Source organism: Deinococcus psychrotolerans (genome assembly GCF_003860465.1).
Taxonomy (GTDB): domain Bacteria; phylum Deinococcota; class Deinococci; order Deinococcales; family Deinococcaceae; genus Deinococcus; species Deinococcus psychrotolerans.
The window spans coordinates 512,501-527,201 of record NZ_CP034183.1 but is presented as its reverse complement, the minus strand read 5'-3'; the positions used below and the strand labels follow the sequence as shown (position 1 = coordinate 527,201).

Sequence of the window (14,701 nt, the reverse complement as noted above, 5' to 3'; positions counted from 1 at the left end):
GTATGGCACGCGCTTCAGTGCGCTGGGCCGTACTCGGCCTCCGCGTCATCCATCTTGACGTGCTCGACACCCACGCGGTCGCGTCCTGCTGACTTGGCCGCGTACATGGACTCATCGGCGCGGGCCAGCAGCGTGCTGAAGGCCTCACCGGGGCGCACCGTGCTGAGGCCGATGCTGATGGTCAGGCGCAGGTGATGCGGCCAAGCGTGCGCCCGGAAGTCGACCAAGAGCTGCTCAGCACGGAACCTGGCACGCTCGGCGGCAGCTCCCGGCATCACCACGATAAATTCCTCCCCGCCCCAGCGGCCCACTGTCGGCGGCGCGGCCCCCACTTCGGTGACGGCATTTTGCAGCACTCTGGCTGCCGCGACCAGAACTTCATCCCCGACGCCGTGGCCGCACTCGTCATTGACGCGTTTGAAGTGGTCGAGGTCGATCAGCAGCAGTGAACCGGCCTGCCCCCGAGCGGCGGCGCTGAGCAGCGCGTCCACTGCCGGATACACGGCGCGGCGGTTGGGAAGCTGGGTCAGGGGGTCAGTGAAAGCCATCTGCCGCAGCTGTTCTTGGGTAACGGCTTGGGCGGCGTGCTGCGTGCGGAACCACGCCAGGCCCCAAATCAGCGACAGCACCACCACCGCATTGAGCTGCACCCTCAGCCACTCGAAGACGTTGTGGAGCGCCGCCGATCCCGGCAGGAGCCAGGGCAAAGCCAGACTCAGCGCGGCATACGCCAAGTTGAACACAAAAAACTGCCTGGGCACAAACGCCAAAAACACCAGTGCGCAGACTCCAACCATGCCCCAGTACGGCCCATTGTTGATCAGGCCGCTGGCAGGCGCTTCAAAGCACAGTAAGATAATGCGTGCCACATTGGCCACCGCCAGCACCCCGATGCCCAGGCGCTCGGACACCACCAAGGAGCGCTTGGTCAGCAGCCACCACAGGTTAAAGATGCCCAGCAGCCACAGCGTCGGTGCGCCGTAGATCAAATACAAATCCGAAGCGCCGGTCAGGCGCTGCCAAAACACACTGACGCCCAGCAGCACCAACCCGAAGCTCAGCGTGGCGGTGTAGATGCGGCGGCGGCTCGCCTCGCCGTCAGGATCGCGCAGAGGCAAATGAAGTCTGGAGTCTGGAGCCATTGGCGCTCAGTGTAGAGCGCGGCGTTTGACAAGACCTTGACAGCCGAATGCCGTTAAAGTTCCAAAGCCCAGCCGCCCCATCAACAATCCAAGTTCAGCGTCCCAAATCAGCCCAGTAAATCAACGCAGCGCCCGCTGCACTTTTTTGGGGAGGGCCAGCAGGTCGGCGGCGTCCTCAACGCCCACAAATACGTCTAGGGCCGGCAAAGCCGCCGCCATTCCGCGTGCCAGCGGCTGGTACCCGTCTTGGGCGGCCAGCGGATTGAGCCAGATGACCCCGCCGACTCGGCGGCGCAGTTTACTGAGCGCCCCGGCCAGTTGCGCTGGCTCGCCGGTATCGAGGCCGTCACTGAGGATCAGCAGCAAGGTCGTGGGCCGCAGCGCGGCTTTGCCTTCGCGCAGCAGCCGCTCCAGATTTTCACCGATGCGGGTGCCGCCGCCCCAGCTTTGGCCCAACTGCATGGCGGGCGCAACTTGCCCGGCCCGCAGCAGGGGAGTCAGTCGAGTCAGCGAAGTGCTGAAAGCGTAGACCTCCACCGAGCGGCTGCGGACAGAGAGGGCGGCGGCGTAGCGCAGCAGCAGCGCGGCATAGGGAGCCATGCTGCGGCTGCCATCCAAGACCAGCACCACTTTGGGCGGGCGGGGCGGGCGACCTTTGCGGCGCAGCCGGATCGCCTCGCCGCCGGTTTGCCGCGCCGATTGCAAGGTGGCCCGCAGATCAATGCGCTGCCCCAACGGCGTGGGCCGAAACCGCCGCGAATGCCCAAGCCGCACGCCCAGGAGAGCGCGGGCGGCTTGGGCGTAAAGCTGAGCGTCGCCGGACAAAGAAGGGGGCGCTCCCTGTGCGGCATGGGGACTCAGGCGGGTTTGCAGCCACTGGGCGGCTTCGCTGGCGTTTTCAACATCTGGAGACAGAGGCTCGGCCTCGGCTGCACCTTGCTGCTGGGCAGGCAGCGGTTCAGCGTCGCCTGAAGGGGGGCTGTCGTCTTCACTCGGCTGGGGTTGAACGGCGTCGCTTTGAGGCGGCGCGGGCAAGTCCGGCTTTAAGAAATGTGCCCGAAACAGCGGCACAAAAAGCTCGGCCTGCTCTTTGCTGCGGGCAAACACAATCCCCCAAGCCGTTTCCAGCGCGGCTAAATCCAGCAGGCCCAGCGCTTCAGCGGCCCGCAGCGCCCCGGCCAGCTCGCTGGGGCCAGCAGAAAATCCGGCGCGGCGCAACTTGGCGACAAAGGCAGTGAGTTCAGGAAGCAGCGCTGAACCTTGCGCCACGGCTCAGGCCCGTTTGGCCCGCTTGATGGTTTCGATGCGGGCGTCACTTTCCAGTACCGAGACGTAGAGCTGCCACGTTTCGAGCGCTTTTTCAGGCGAAACGAGGTTGGCAAAACGGAAGTAAGCGGCGTGACCTTCCGGCAGCACGAAAGTCGGCGTGCCGAAGACGCCCTGCTCCGCCGCCGCCGCCAGATCGGTTCGCAGCTCGGCTCGGCGGGCCCCATCCTCTGCCAGGTCGGTTTGGAACTGGGCCATATCAAGTCTGGCTGTCTGGGCGGCGGCTTGGATGGTCTGGGCACTCAGCTCGGCTTTGTCACGGTGCACGGCCCTAAAGAGCGCCAGGGCAAAGGCCCAGCGCTTTTCTTCACTTTGCCGGGCCGCCGCTTGGTCAGCCAAAAAGGCCTCTAAGCTGCCGATTTGGGCCGCGCTGCCACTGCCTGCCGCTTGATCGGTCAGCCACCAAGTCGGCTGGTGACGGCTCTGGGCATTGTCATTGTGGTTACCCTGCACGAGGCTGAAGTGGCGCAGCTCGAACATCAGGCCGTGTTCGCGCCGCAAGAGATCGGCCAGTTCTACGCCGCGCCAGGCGTAAGGGCATAGGAAATCAAAGTAGATCAGGGTAGGGGTCATGAGCGAGGCTAGCACGGCTCAAGGCCGCAGCATTGCGGCTTAAATGCCTTGCACGGCCAGTGGGCCTTGCTCACGGCGCTCGGCACGGAACTGCAAGTCGTAGAGGTCTTTATAAAGGCCGCCTTGTTGCAGGAGTTCGGCGTGAGTCCCGCGCTGCACGATGCAGCCCGCGTCCATCACCACGATCAAGTCGGCGCTGCGAATGGTGCTGAGGCGGTGAGCAATCACGAACGTGGTGCGGCCCACCATCAGTTTTTCAAGGGCGTCTTGCACCAGCGCTTCGGATTCGTTGTCCAGGGCACTGGTGGCTTCGTCCAAAATCAGGATGCGGGGATTTTTGAGAATGGCCCGCGCAATGGCGACGCGCTGGCGCTGCCCGCCCGACAATTTCACACCGCGCTCACCGACGGCCGTGGCGTACCCCTGCGGCAGTCGCAGGATAAATTCCTCAGCGTTGGCCGCCCGCGCCGCGCTCTGCACTTCAGCTTGGCTGGCGCTGGGCCGCCCGTACAAAATGTTCTCGGCCACGCTGCCGGAAAACAGCAAAGTCTCCTGCGGCACCAAGCCGACTTGACGGCGCAGCGCTTCCAAGTCGGCTTGCCGCACGTCCACGCCGTCCACCTTGAGGGTGCCGCCGGTCACGTCGTAAAAGCGCGGCAGCAAGCTGACCAGCGTGGATTTTCCAGCTCCGCTCGGCCCCACTAGGGCCACCGTTTGGCCCGGCGACACATCCAAGTTAAGGCCAGACAGGGTGGGCAGCTCGCCCTCGTCACCGTACCGAAACGAGACCTCTTCGAACTGGACGTGGCCCACCACCCGGTTCAGCGGCTGCGGGGCAGCACTGACGGGCAACTCGCTTTTGGTGTCGAGCAGCTCGAAGAGGCGCGAGGAAGCGCCCAACGCTTCTTGAACTTGCGAAAAAATGCCGGTCAGGCCGCCGACGTTGATCCCGACTTGCAGCGCATAAAACAAAAAGCTGACCAGTTTGCCCGGCGTGATGGCCCCCACCAAGACTTGCCGCCCGCCGTACCACAGCACCCCCGCCAAGCTGCCAAACGCCAAAAAAGTCATGATGCCCGCCATCAGTGACGTGAGCTTGATGCGGCGCAGCGAAGCGGCAAACGACTGCTCGACGCCGTCGCCGTAGCGCTCACGCTCCACGTCCTCGGCGGTAAAGCTCTGCACCACCCGCACGCCGCTGATGGCTTCCTCGGCGCTGGCGTTGGCGGCGGCCACTTTATCCTGCACCTCGCGGGCGGCCTTGCGGATCTGGAGGCCGATCACCACCGCCGTGCCGATAATCAGCGGAATGACCGCCAGCGTAAACAAACTGAGCTGAAAACTGGTCAGCACCATCAAGGTGACGCCGCCAATGAGCGTCACGACTTGGCTGAGCAGTTGCGCTAGAGCGCTGCTGACCACCGTCTGCACCGTGGATACGTCGCTGGTCAGGCGGCTGGTAAGTTCGCCGGTGCGCCGCGTGGCAAAAAAGCGCGGACTGAGCGTGAGCAGATGCGAAAACACCGCTCGGCGCAGGTCGGCCACCACCCGCACCCCCACCCGCGAAATCAAAAACGATTGCAGAGCGGTAAACAGCGCCACCACCGCGAACACTCCCAGCAGCAGCAGCACGATTCGGTCGAGCGGCCCAGTGTCGGCCACGCCGCTCCCCGCCCGCTTGAGAAATGAAGCGTCGATCAGGTTGCCGAACAATTTGGGAAACACCAAGCTCAGGCCAGCCGAAATCAAGGTGCTGAAAATGCCCAGCGACAGCCATCCAACGTAAGGCTTGACGTAGTGCAGCAGCCGCAGCAAATTGGCCGGGTCGCGGCGATTTGGCCCGGTGTCTGGCAAAGCGGCGCGGGCGTTGGGACGTGAAAACATAAGTTCAGATTAGCAGTTTGAAAAGATGAACCTATCTTTATTCAAAAAGCAAACTGTACTTGAGAATGATTAAGGATAAGTTAAGAATATTGAATTCGGAGGCGAGCGATTACAATAGTGAGCCAGTATGCAGCGTTTGAGAGAATTAAGTCATCCGACCCACTTGGAGAGTATCAGTCACCTGCAAAGGCAGGGTTTTCGGCTGCTCGCTCCGGTGGCGACGGTGGCCGCAATCTTGGCACTGGTTTTCCAACGTGACTCGGTCGATTCGCTCGACAAAGTGGCGTTGCCGCTGATCGCCGCGCTGGTGCTGATGATGGAGCTCGGCTTGCGCCGCAACTGGCTCAAACTCGGACAAGCGCTGGACGCGACGTATCTGGTGATCAGCCTGTATTTGGTGATTCTTTTTTACCATCAGTTTTCTTCGTTCGTGCCTGAACATCAAATGCTCAGCGAGGGCGTGATGTGGTTTCCGGCGCTCTCCATGATGGCGTTTGTGCTGTGGAGAGTGAAAACGGCCAGCCAGATCGTCATCGGCACGCTGCTGATCACTTTGCTGATCGCCGCGTTTCAGGTGGCTGCGCTGTGGCAAGCTGGGCAACTCAGTGACCGCTTGCTGGCTTCGCTGAGTCAGTTCTTTTTGTCCAACATCCTGATCGTGCTGATTCAGTATGTGGTGGCCCGCGTTCGGCAGCAGTACGAGGAGATGCGGCGGCTGGCTTACCTCGACAGCCTGACAGGCCTGCCCAACCGACGAGCGGCCCAGCGCCTCCTCGATCACCTCGACGGAGCCCAGCAGCCTTACGCCCTGATTTCGTTTGACCTCGACCATTTCAAGTTGATCAACGACCAGTACGGCCACGCAGAAGGCGACCGGGTGCTGGTGCAAGCCGGCCAACTCGCCGGCCAATACCTCAGCGAACCGAGTCTGCTGGCCCGCTGGGGCGGCGAGGAATTTTTAATGATCCTGCCGGGCCTGAGCAGCGCAGAAGCCTGCTTGATGGCCGAGCGGGCCCGCAGCAACTTGGCTGGCTACAGCTTCAGGTTTGGCCAAGTCACCGCTTCGTTCGGCGTGGTCGGCCCTATCAACACGCCGCCAGCGGCTCAAGTCGAACTCTTGGGCTTTGCTGACCGGGCGCTGCAAGCCGCCAAAATCAGCGGACGAAATAAAGTAGAGGTGGCGTCTCACTGGCACGAGGCGTTGCTCGCTCAGTACCATGTCCACCCGCAAGAAACCAGCTTGCGCTAAGCGCGGCTGGCCGTGGCCGCCCTGAGCAGTGCCGAAGCGGCTTCGTCAATCTCACCGGTGGTGGTCTGAAATCCAAAACTGAGCCGCACGGTAGCAAGGGCGTCGGCGTCACTGAGGCCCAGAGCGCTCAGGACGTGGCTGGGCTGCATGGTACCCGCCGAACAAGCGCTGCCCGCCGAGACGCACACCCCCGCGAAATCCAAATTCATCAGCAGCGCCTCACCGTCCGCGCCGAGAGCGGTAAACGACGCCACCTTGGGGCTGCCCGCTGGGGTGTGGTTGGCCCGCACATTCGCGTGACCCGACAGCCGCGCTGTGAGGCGGTCATTCAGGGCACGCAGGTGGGCGTGGGTTTGGAGCTGCGCGGCCACCGCTTCACGCAGGCTCAAGCCCGCCGCATAAAGGCCGGGAGCGTTTTGAGTGCCGCTCCGCAGACCCTTTTCTTGCCCGCCGCCCAGCAGCAGGGGCGGCAAGTCGAGGCCGCGCCGGACGTAGAGCAGGCCCACGCCGAGCGGCCCGCCCCATTTGTGGGCGCTGAAACTGGCGTAATCCACCTTCCAAGACAGCAAGTCGACGGGCAACACGCCGGGCGACTGCACCGCGTCGGTGTGAAATTTCGCCCCGCCCGCGTGGGCAATTTCGGCCAACTCGGCAATCGGTTGTACCGCGCCGATTTCGTTGTTGGCATGGTGAATGCTGACCAACTTGGTGTCGGGACGTAGCGCTTCCCGGAGCTGCTCAGGGTCAATCTGGCCGCTGGCGTCCGGCTCAAGGAAGGTGACGGCCACGCCCCGCGCCGCGAGGAAGCGGGCCGGAGCCAGCACCGCCGAATGCTCAATGCTGGAGGTGATCAGGTGACCGCCCGCGCCGGGGAAGCTGGAGAGCAGCACCTGGTTGTCGGCCTCGGTGCCGCCGCTCAGGGCCGTGAGGGTCAGCGGATGCACGCCCAGCGCCGCCGCCAACGCCGCTCTCCCCTCTTCGAGCAGCTCGCGGGCGGCCTGACCCGCCGCGTGAATGCTGGCCGGATTGCCCGGCACGGCGGCGGCGTGGGCGTAGGCCGAGAGGGCGGTAGCCGTCATCGGGTGGGTGGCAGCGTAATCAAGGTAAATCACAAGTCGGGGGAACTCACGGCCCGAAGGTGGCGTAGTCTTTGCCGTCGATCCGCACGGTGAAAACGTAATTGCCGCGCACGCTGACATCGTCACGCTGGGCCAGTGCCCCCGCGAGCTGGGCGCTGTCCGTGGGCGGTAGCACGGCGCGTTCACCGTCTTCGTCACGCACCACGATTTCGACTTGGCCGGCGGGTAAGGTGGCCGGAAAAGTGTAACTCAGCGGCACGATTCGACTGGCGGTGGCGGGCGGCTGCGCGTTGGGTTGCTGCGTGCCGGGTTGCTCCGTGCTGGGTTGCCCCGAATTCGGCGTCTGCGGCGCGGTGGGAGTCGGCTGGCTCGGGGCCGTTTCGGGCGTGGGCGCAGCAGGAGTAGGAGCGGCAGGCGAAACAGGCGCAAATTCCGGCTGGGCAGCCGGCGTGTTGGGCACTGTCCCGCTATTGTCCGCGCCGCCCGTATTGAAGGTGGGATTGGTCACCGGCTCCGGCGACGGCGGGGGCAGCGGCAAAGGCGGCACCGGCAGTGGCGGCGTTGCCACGGCGGGCGCTTCGTAGCGGGTTTGGGCCACCACCAAGGTCACGGGCGAGCCGATATCGACTTTATCGAAAGCCGCCGGCGACTGGCGCAGCACGGTGTTTTCGACCGAGTCGGAAGTTTCTTTCTTGGTTAGATTGACCACCAAGCCCGCCCGGCGCACCAAGTCGCGGGCGTCGTCAAACGGCAAGCCGCGCAAATTCGGGAGCCAGGTTTGCTGCACCGCCACGCCGCTGCTGATCAGCAGCCGCACGCTTTGGCCGCGCCGGATCACCGCGCCGGGGGCCGGAAGCTGCGCCACGACCCTGCCCTTGGGGGTTTGACTCAGGCCGCCGTCGACCTGCGAGACGCTGCCGAGCTTGAGAAAGTCCTCGGCCAAAGTCGCTTTGACTTGGTCGATGGTTTTTTCCTCGAATCTCGGCACGGTCAGGGTAGGCGGGTTGTTGACCGTCAGGGTCACGAGGCGGCCAAGGTGCAGGGTGGTGCCGGGTGCGGGTTCTTGAGCGATGACCGCACCGAGCGCTGCGCCGCGCTGGTCGCCCTCAGCGTACTGCACGCGGTAGCCCAGAGCGCTGAGCTTGTCTGCGGCGGCTTTGGCTTCTTGGCCCGTCACGGCGGGCACGTCGGCCAGCGCCGGATTGAGGTAAATCTGAGCAGCCTGCGCTCCGAAGTAGGCCGCGCCGATTACACAGGCCACGCCCGGAATCCACGACCAGACGCTGCCGCGTGGCCGTACCCGCCGCACTTTGCCTTGGCTGATCGGCGTCAGGGCAGCGGCGCTCAGCGACTCGGCCTCGGCTGGGGTGCGGCTGGCGGGCGTCATGAAAGCCAGCCTCGGAACGTCGCCGTCCATCACGATTTCAGCGTCCATCAGCGCGAAGCCCTGAACCGCGAGGCGGGCCGCGAGGTCGCGCAAATTGCTCAGCGCCGTTTCATTTTTGATGGGCTGGGCCTGAAAAGCCGCCAGCGCCACGCCCGGCACTTCCCGCCACACCGCGTAGTACGCGCCGGGACGGGCCACCACATCGGCGAGGCCCGCCGGAGCAAGCGCCTTGAGGGCCGTGCGGTACTTGTGAAAAGCGTTGCGCTCGTCGGAAGTGGTCACTTCAAACCACGCCAGCCGCAGCAGCTCGCCAGCTTCTGCACCTGCAAGCGGATCGGCCTGCACGGTATAAATGGTTTGCCCGCCGCTTTGCGAGCGCTGTTCTATCACTTCGTATTTGCCGTCTATCCGCGCCATCCGTTTAGGAGTATAGAACGCCTGAAGGCCAGATGCGGCTCATGAAAGATGAGGAGCAGGTTATTGCCGCGCCCGGTCTAATTCGGCCAGCGCCTGCGACACGCTCTGGCCGGTCAGCGGGTGGACGTAGTCGGGGTCGAGGTCGGATAGCGGCCTGAGCACGAATTCGCGCTCCCACGCCCGGGGATGCGGCAGGGTCAGGCGCGGGGTGCTGAGGACGCGCTGGCCGTAGGCGATCAGGTCGAGGTCGAGAACCCGGGCGGCCCAGCGCTCACGGCGCACCCGGCCATAGCGGGTTTCTAAGTCCAGCAGCGCGTCCAGCAGCGCTTCGGGGGACAAGTTGGTGCAGAGTTTGGCGGCGGCGTTGAGGTAATCCGGCTGCCCTCCTGGCCCACCCACCGGAGCGGTGCGGTAAAAAGCGGAGACGGCCTGCACTTCACCGAGAGCGGCAAGTTCGTGGACAGCCCACTTCAGCGCCGCCTCAGGGTCGCCCAAGTTGGCTCCCAGGGCGATCAGGGCCGTTTCGGTGGTCGTGGCCCTCACGGCTCAGCTCGGCTCAGGTGCAACTCGGCGTAGACGTCTTCAAAAACTCCCGGCAGCGGCGCGTGGGGCTTGTGGACGCGCACCGTCACGGCGCTGAGCTGGGGAAAGTCGGCCAGCAGAGCCGATGCCAAGCGCCCCGACAAGGCCTCTAGAAGTTGCCAGCGCTCCCCAGTGACGATGGAAGCGATCAGGTCGTAGGCGGCGGCGTAGTTGACGGCCTGAGTCAGATCGTCGCTGATACCTGAGAAATCATAGAGCAGTTCGGCGTCCACCACGAACCGCGCTCCAAACACCGCTTCTTCCTGATAAACACCGTGTCGTCCGTGAAAGGCCAGACCTTTGAGCACGACTTTGCTTCTCGAATGTTGCCTGACTGAAAACTCGCTCATACAAAAGCCGATTATGCACTCTCCAGAGCGGACTGCACCCGCAGCGCCAAAACATGTGAGCGCACATCGTGAACGCGCACCAGCGCCGAGCCGTGCCGGGCAGCGTGCAGGTGCAGCGCCAGACTGGCCGCGTCACGGGTGGAGGCCGCCGCGTGCGGTTCACCCGACAGCGTGCCCAGAAAGCGCTTGCGGCTGCCGCCCACCAACACCGGACTTTCCCCCGCCGTCAGCTCAGATAAGTGGCGCAGCAAAGTGAGGTTGTGCGTTAAGGTTTTGCCGAAGCCGATGCCCGGATCAAGCAGCAAACTCGGCACACCCGCCGCTTTGGCCTGCTCGGCCTGGGAGCGTAGAAAGCCGAAAACTTCGGCCACCACGTCTTCGTAATGTGCAGCAAGCTGCATGGTCTGCGGCTGGCCCTGCATATGCATCAAGCAGGCGGGAGCGGCGTGCTGGGCGCAGACCACCTGCATCTGCGGGTCCCGCAGCCCCGACACGTCGTTGACGAGGTGCGCCCCAGCCCTCAGCGCGGCGTCGGCGACTTCCGGCTTGAGGGTATCTATGCTGATGACGGCTGAGCTGCCTCTCAGTCCGCGAATGACCGGCAGCACCCGGTCAAGCTCGGTGGCGGCGTCCACCGGCTCGGCACCGGGACGGGTGCTTTCGCCGCCGATGTCAAGGATCAGGGCTTGGTCTTGCAGAAGCTGCTTGGCGTGAGTGAGGGCCGCCTCCGCGCCGCGCCCACCGTCCGAGAACGAGTCGGGCGTAACGTTGACGATGCCCATGACGGCGCAGGAGGGCCAGCGCAAGGTGTAGCCGTGGTCGTGGCGCAGCGCTCCGGGCACCGCAAAGCCGAAGTGAAGTTCAAACATGAATGGACACCTGCTTCTACTCGCCGAAGCCCACCGAATGCCCGCCTTCCCAGCCGCCCAGAATATGAATGTGGGTGTGAAAGACTTCTTGCCCGCCGCCTTTTCCGGCGTTGATGACCAAACGGTAATCGCCGAGCTGCTGGCGAGCGACCCGGCTGGCGGTCAGCCATAAGCGGCCCATCTCGGCTTCGTCTGTGACGTCGTCAATTCGGGCGCTGAATTTTTTGGGAATGACCAGCAGATGTATCGGCGCTTTGGGGGCAATGTCTTTGATAACGATGTAGTCCCCGTCTTCGTAAACGATCTCGGCGGGAATGTCGCGGGCGATGATGCGTTCAAACAGCGTGGGCGCGTTGGTCATGTCTTTACTCTAAACGCCTTTGCCACCACTTTCACGCACACTAAAGCGATGAAGCCGGTGTCAGATACGCGCAGATCAACCAAACTCAATGCCAAGCCCCGCAAGCGCCGCTCCGGCCTCGGCGGCACACTGCTCATCAGCGCCGCCGCTTTGATCGCCGCCCGGCGCTTGTTTGTCGCGCCGTTTTCGCTCGCCGGAAAATCCGTGCTGATCAGCGGCGGCTCACGGGGACTGGGCTTGGCGTTGGGGCGCGAACTGCTGCGCTACGGCTCAAACCTGACCTTGCTGGCCCGTGACGAAGCCGAACTGCGCCGCGCCGAAAGCGACTTACAGGCCAGAGCCGCTGCGCTGCGGCAAATCAGCGGCCAAACGTCCCAAGTGCAGATCGTGGTGGGCGACGTAACCCAGCAAGCCGACTTGGAGCGGGCGGTTGAGGCGGCAATCAGCACCTACGGGCAACTGGACGTGGTGGCCAACGTCGCGGGCATCATCCAAAGCGGGCCGCTGGACAATGTGACGGAGCAGGAGTTCAGGGACAGCATGGAAGTCAACGCCTTTGCGCCGCTGCGCCTGACGCGCACCGCTTTGCCGTATTTGCGGGCCAGCGGCGGGCGGGTGCTGATCGTGGCGTCCATTGCGGGCAAGGCCGCCGTGCCGCACCTGAGCAGCTACAGCGTCAGCAAGTTTGCGGCGGTGGGTCTGGGTCAGGCTCTACGGGCCGAACTCGCTCAAGACGGCGTGCTGGTGACCACCGTTTGTCCGGGTCTGATGCGGACGGGCAGCCCCAGACACGCTCAGATCAAGGGGCAGCACCGCCGAGAATACGCTTTATTTGCCACGCTAGATAATCTGCCACTGATCTCGCTGGACGCGGACAAAGCCGCCCAGCGCACCGTGCAGGCCCTGATTCGCGGCGAGGCTGAAGTAATGATCGGCGGCCCTGCCAAACTGCTTAGGGTGTTTCAGTCGTTCGCGCCGCAGCTCAGCGCCGATGTACTGACGCTGCTCAACCGCTTCTTACCGGGGCCAGCCAGCAGCGACGTGGCCCTGAGAGGACAGCAGGCCGAAACGCCGCTGACCCGCGCCAATCCAATTAAGCGGAAAGCGGAGCAGTCGCTCAACGAAAGCTGACGGCCCACGGTGGAGAAGAGATTTCGGAGCGCGGTCAAGTTGAAGCCTCTCCACGCTAAACTAACGTCCAATGCGCTCCGATCTGCTTAACCTTATCCTCGGTTTGCTGCCCAGCACCGATTCAGACCGTACCCATTCGCATCCAGAGCTCGCTCAGTTTTACGCTATGCTGCGCGACTACCCCCAGCGCGGCGGCAAAGGCCTCCGCAGCGAACTGCTGCTGCTGAGCGCCAAAGCGCATGGAGCGCGGGAAGACACGCCGCAGTGGCAAAGCGCCTTGTGGCTCGGCGCAGTGCTGGAACTGTTTCAAAATTGGGTGCTGATTCACGACGACATTGAAGACGACAGCGAAGAGCGCCGTGGGCGGCCAGCGCTGCACCGCCTCCACGGCGTACCCCTGGCCTTGAACGCGGGCGACGCCCTGCACGCTTACATGTGGGCCGCTGTGCAGCAGGCGGGCGTGCCAGAGGCTTACGAGGAAGTCCTGACCATGATTCACCGCACGGCTGAGGGCCAGCACCTTGATTTGGCTTGGGTAGCCCATCACGAATGGCAACTCACCGAGGCTGATTACCTGGAGATGGTGCGCCTCAAAACCGCTTATTACACGGTGGTCATTCCGCTGCGGTTAGGAGCCTTGGCCGCTGGACAACTCCCCGACCCCGCCTTTACGCCCGCTGGGGAAGCGTTGGGCGCGGCCTTCCAAATCAGAGACGACGTGCTGAATTTGCAGGAAGACGAAGGCAGCTACGGCAAAGAAATCGGCGGCGACCTCCTCGAAGGCAAGCGCACCTTGATCGTATTGCATTGGCTCTCCAGCGCATCCGCCGCACAACAGGCGTTCTTCCTGAATCAAATGGCGCTCCCCAGAACAGACAAAGACCCGGTGCAAATGGATCAGTTGCTGGATTGGATTCGGGAAAGCGGCAGCTTGAATTACGCGCAGCAGTTTGCCCTTGAGCAAGGCCGCAGGGGACTCAACTTGCTCAAAGAAGCGCTGGGCAGAACAGCAGATCAAACCGCCGCCGCACAGATCATCGATCTGGTTCAGAGTTATGTCACGCGGCAGGCTTAAGGGCAGGCCCAAAATCAAAACAGAGCCTGACCGAAATCAGACCCTGTTTTGAAGGTGCGAAAACTCAGTTTTACATCTTGACAGCGCTGCAAGCTACGCCTGGGTCAGCAGGCTCACCAGCAGCGTTCTTGGCCGTGTGAACGTTGTAGTAGGTGGCCTTCATGATGGCACTCTTGGCGACGCTACCCATCAAGATGACGTTGCCGCCTTTGTCGCTGAGGCCGACCATCATGCTCGGCAAAATCGCTGGGCCGTTGCTGGCGCATGGATCAGTCGAGGGGACGGTACCTTGTTCGTGGTAGTGCGCCACGTAATAGGTTTCAGGTGCCATGCCGGTCAGCTTGGTGGTGGTCATCACCGTGTCGCCGTTCATCGTGACGGCCACGTTGCCCATCGGCGCAATATTGGTGGCCGCCGGTTGACGGTTAAGGACGTAGGAGGCGGTGTTTTGATTCACCACTGGGGTTTTTACAGCCATGCTGCTATCGGCCATGGAGTTGTCTTTCATGGCGGCTCCGTCTTTGGTCATGGTGCTGTCTTTCGAGCCAGCGCCCATTCCCATCATCGAGCAAGAACTCAGCAGCAACACGCCCATCCCGAACATCATAGTATTTTTCATAATTGACCTCTTTGCGGCCCAAACGTTGAACGTTTCGCCACCGAATTGACACCTTCCACTTGATTCTGGTAGGTACAAAACATCGAACTCCCCCATCATGTGCTGACTGACCCCTGTTCAATAGGTAACAAGACTTTCAATCTCAGCGCCACCTCACGGATAGATAAAGTCAGGATGAAGTCTATCTAAGGCGTTCAGAAAGGTTAAGAGCATTTAGACTGAGTTCAACTTCTTTCCCCCATTGATTTTGGAGGCCCGCTTAGATGCTCCCTACACCCGTTCCCGAATCTGAGACGTCAGCTCGCCCCACTCAACTTAGTCACCTCTTCGAGACGCACCAAGCGCGGCGTTGGGAGGCCGCTCAAAGCCGCGCCGCCAAGCGCCGAACACTGCTTCGGCAGCTCAGCGACGCCGTAAAAGCCCGGCGGTTAGGACTGGCCGCTACTCTTGCACGAGACATGGGCAAGAGTAGCGGCCGAAGCGGAAATCACCAAACTTCACCCGTTGCTCGAAGAAATCCGATATGCCCGCTGCCATTTGGAGAGCTGGATACAGCCGTAGTCCGTCAGCGTAGTTGCCGGTTTGGGCTGGGGCCGCAGCGTCATACAGCCCGAAGCGCGTAGCGTGACCCTGATTTTGAGCCCGTGGAATTATCCA

Annotated in this window: 15 protein-coding genes (1 of these 15 only partly in view); 4 read left to right on the top strand and 11 right to left on the bottom strand. The window is 62.9% G+C overall.

Annotation, left to right across the window (positions count from 1 at the left end; genetic code table 11):
• Positions 1-14 precede the first annotated feature (14 nt).
• From EHF33_RS02630 to EHF33_RS02615, 4 genes are all read right to left on the bottom strand, one after another.
• Complete coding sequence (locus tag EHF33_RS02630) at positions 15-1,142, bottom strand: GGDEF domain-containing protein (RefSeq protein WP_124867627.1); 1,128 nt, start codon at positions 1,140-1,142, stop codon at positions 15-17.
• 120 nt (positions 1,143-1,262) lie between these two features.
• Positions 1,263-2,411 (bottom strand): VWA domain-containing protein, encoded by a 1,149-nt coding sequence (locus EHF33_RS02625; protein ID WP_124867625.1) that lies wholly within the window; start codon positions 2,409-2,411, stop codon positions 1,263-1,265.
• A gap of 3 nt (positions 2,412-2,414) precedes the next feature.
• Positions 2,415-3,041 (bottom strand): DsbA family oxidoreductase, encoded by a 627-nt coding sequence (locus EHF33_RS02620; protein WP_124867623.1) that lies wholly within the window; start codon positions 3,039-3,041, stop codon positions 2,415-2,417.
• Positions 3,042-3,080: 39 nt separating this feature from the next.
• Positions 3,081-4,925 carry an ABC transporter ATP-binding protein gene (locus EHF33_RS02615; RefSeq protein WP_124867621.1) on the bottom strand — a complete coding sequence of 615 codons (1,845 nt, stop codon included), beginning with the start codon at positions 4,923-4,925 and terminating at the stop codon, positions 3,081-3,083.
• Positions 4,926-5,052: 127 nt separating this feature from the next.
• Here EHF33_RS02615 and EHF33_RS02610 point away from each other — a divergent pair, with 127 nt between their 5' ends.
• Complete coding sequence (locus EHF33_RS02610) at positions 5,053-6,174, top strand: GGDEF domain-containing protein (protein ID WP_124867619.1); 1,122 nt, start codon at positions 5,053-5,055, stop codon at positions 6,172-6,174.
• Here EHF33_RS02610 and EHF33_RS02605 read toward each other — a convergent pair.
• From EHF33_RS02605 to EHF33_RS02580, 6 genes are read right to left on the bottom strand one after another with little or no spacing between them, the layout of a single operon-like run.
• Positions 6,171-7,286, bottom strand: a complete 1,116-nt coding sequence (locus tag EHF33_RS02605; protein WP_164473385.1) for a cysteine desulfurase family protein — start codon at positions 7,284-7,286, stop codon at positions 6,171-6,173. The genes EHF33_RS02610 and EHF33_RS02605 overlap by 4 nt on opposite strands.
• A gap of 13 nt (positions 7,287-7,299) precedes the next feature.
• Positions 7,300-9,057: a PASTA domain-containing protein gene (locus EHF33_RS21710; protein ID WP_124867617.1), complete on the bottom strand. Its 1,758-nt coding sequence runs from the start codon at positions 9,055-9,057 to the stop codon at positions 7,300-7,302.
• 60 nt (positions 9,058-9,117) lie between these two features.
• On the bottom strand, positions 9,118-9,600 hold the full coding sequence (folK, locus tag EHF33_RS02595; protein WP_124867615.1) for a 2-amino-4-hydroxy-6-hydroxymethyldihydropteridine diphosphokinase: 483 nt from the start codon (positions 9,598-9,600) through the stop codon (positions 9,118-9,120).
• Complete coding sequence (gene folB, locus EHF33_RS02590; RefSeq protein WP_124867613.1) at positions 9,597-9,989, bottom strand: dihydroneopterin aldolase; 393 nt, start codon at positions 9,987-9,989, stop codon at positions 9,597-9,599. Before folB ends, folK begins: the two co-directional genes overlap by 4 nt.
• Before the next feature lie 11 nt (positions 9,990-10,000).
• Positions 10,001-10,858 carry a dihydropteroate synthase gene (folP, locus tag EHF33_RS02585; protein WP_124867611.1) on the bottom strand — a complete coding sequence of 286 codons (858 nt, stop codon included), beginning with the start codon at positions 10,856-10,858 and terminating at the stop codon, positions 10,001-10,003.
• A 16-nt stretch (positions 10,859-10,874) separates the two neighbouring features.
• Positions 10,875-11,219 (bottom strand): histidine triad nucleotide-binding protein, encoded by a 345-nt coding sequence (locus tag EHF33_RS02580; protein ID WP_124867609.1) that lies wholly within the window; start codon positions 11,217-11,219, stop codon positions 10,875-10,877.
• 48 nt (positions 11,220-11,267) lie between these two features.
• On the opposite strand from EHF33_RS02580, the gene EHF33_RS02575 reads away from it, so the two are divergent.
• Together EHF33_RS02575 and EHF33_RS02570 are read left to right on the top strand one after the other, a co-directional pair.
• Complete coding sequence (locus EHF33_RS02575) at positions 11,268-12,350, top strand: SDR family NAD(P)-dependent oxidoreductase (protein ID WP_124867607.1); 1,083 nt, start codon at positions 11,268-11,270, stop codon at positions 12,348-12,350.
• Positions 12,351-12,420: 70 nt separating this feature from the next.
• Positions 12,421-13,425, top strand: coding sequence for a polyprenyl synthetase family protein (locus tag EHF33_RS02570; RefSeq protein ID WP_124867605.1), 1,005 nt, complete (start codon positions 12,421-12,423; stop codon positions 13,423-13,425).
• 70 nt (positions 13,426-13,495) lie between these two features.
• Here the strand turns inward: EHF33_RS02570 and EHF33_RS02565 are convergent, their stop codons facing one another.
• Positions 13,496-14,044, bottom strand: coding sequence for a superoxide dismutase (locus EHF33_RS02565; RefSeq protein WP_124867603.1), 549 nt, complete (start codon positions 14,042-14,044; stop codon positions 13,496-13,498).
• A gap of 624 nt (positions 14,045-14,668) precedes the next feature.
• On the opposite strand from EHF33_RS02565, the gene EHF33_RS02560 reads away from it, so the two are divergent.
• Positions 14,669-14,701, top strand: partial view of an aldehyde dehydrogenase family protein gene (locus EHF33_RS02560; RefSeq protein ID WP_164473384.1) — the 5' portion only. Its footprint extends 351 nt past the window's final position; only the first 33 of its 384 coding nucleotides appear in the window; it begins with the start codon at positions 14,669-14,671; its stop codon lies beyond the right edge, outside the window.

Coding starts and splice junctions, on each gene's coding strand:
- folP (WP_124867611.1), bottom strand. CDS start 10,858: ATGTTTGAACTTCACTTCGGCTTTGCGGTGCCCGGAGCGCTGCGCCAC.
- EHF33_RS02580 (WP_124867609.1), bottom strand. CDS start 11,219: ATGACCAACGCGCCCACGCTGTTTGAACGCATCATCGCCCGCGACATT.
- folB (WP_124867613.1), bottom strand. CDS start 9,989: ATGAGCGAGTTTTCAGTCAGGCAACATTCGAGAAGCAAAGTCGTGCTC.
- EHF33_RS02615 (WP_124867621.1), bottom strand. CDS start 4,925: ATGTTTTCACGTCCCAACGCCCGCGCCGCTTTGCCAGACACCGGGCCA.
- EHF33_RS02575 (WP_124867607.1), top strand. CDS start 11,268: ATGAAGCCGGTGTCAGATACGCGCAGATCAACCAAACTCAATGCCAAG.
- EHF33_RS02565 (WP_124867603.1), bottom strand. CDS start 14,044: ATGAAAAATACTATGATGTTCGGGATGGGCGTGTTGCTGCTGAGTTCT.
- EHF33_RS02570 (WP_124867605.1), top strand. CDS start 12,421: ATGCGCTCCGATCTGCTTAACCTTATCCTCGGTTTGCTGCCCAGCACC.
- EHF33_RS21710 (WP_124867617.1), bottom strand. CDS start 9,057: ATGGCGCGGATAGACGGCAAATACGAAGTGATAGAACAGCGCTCGCAA.
- EHF33_RS02620 (WP_124867623.1), bottom strand. CDS start 3,041: ATGACCCCTACCCTGATCTACTTTGATTTCCTATGCCCTTACGCCTGG.
- EHF33_RS02630 (WP_124867627.1), bottom strand. CDS start 1,142: ATGGCTCCAGACTCCAGACTTCATTTGCCTCTGCGCGATCCTGACGGC.
- EHF33_RS02610 (WP_124867619.1), top strand. CDS start 5,053: ATGCAGCGTTTGAGAGAATTAAGTCATCCGACCCACTTGGAGAGTATC.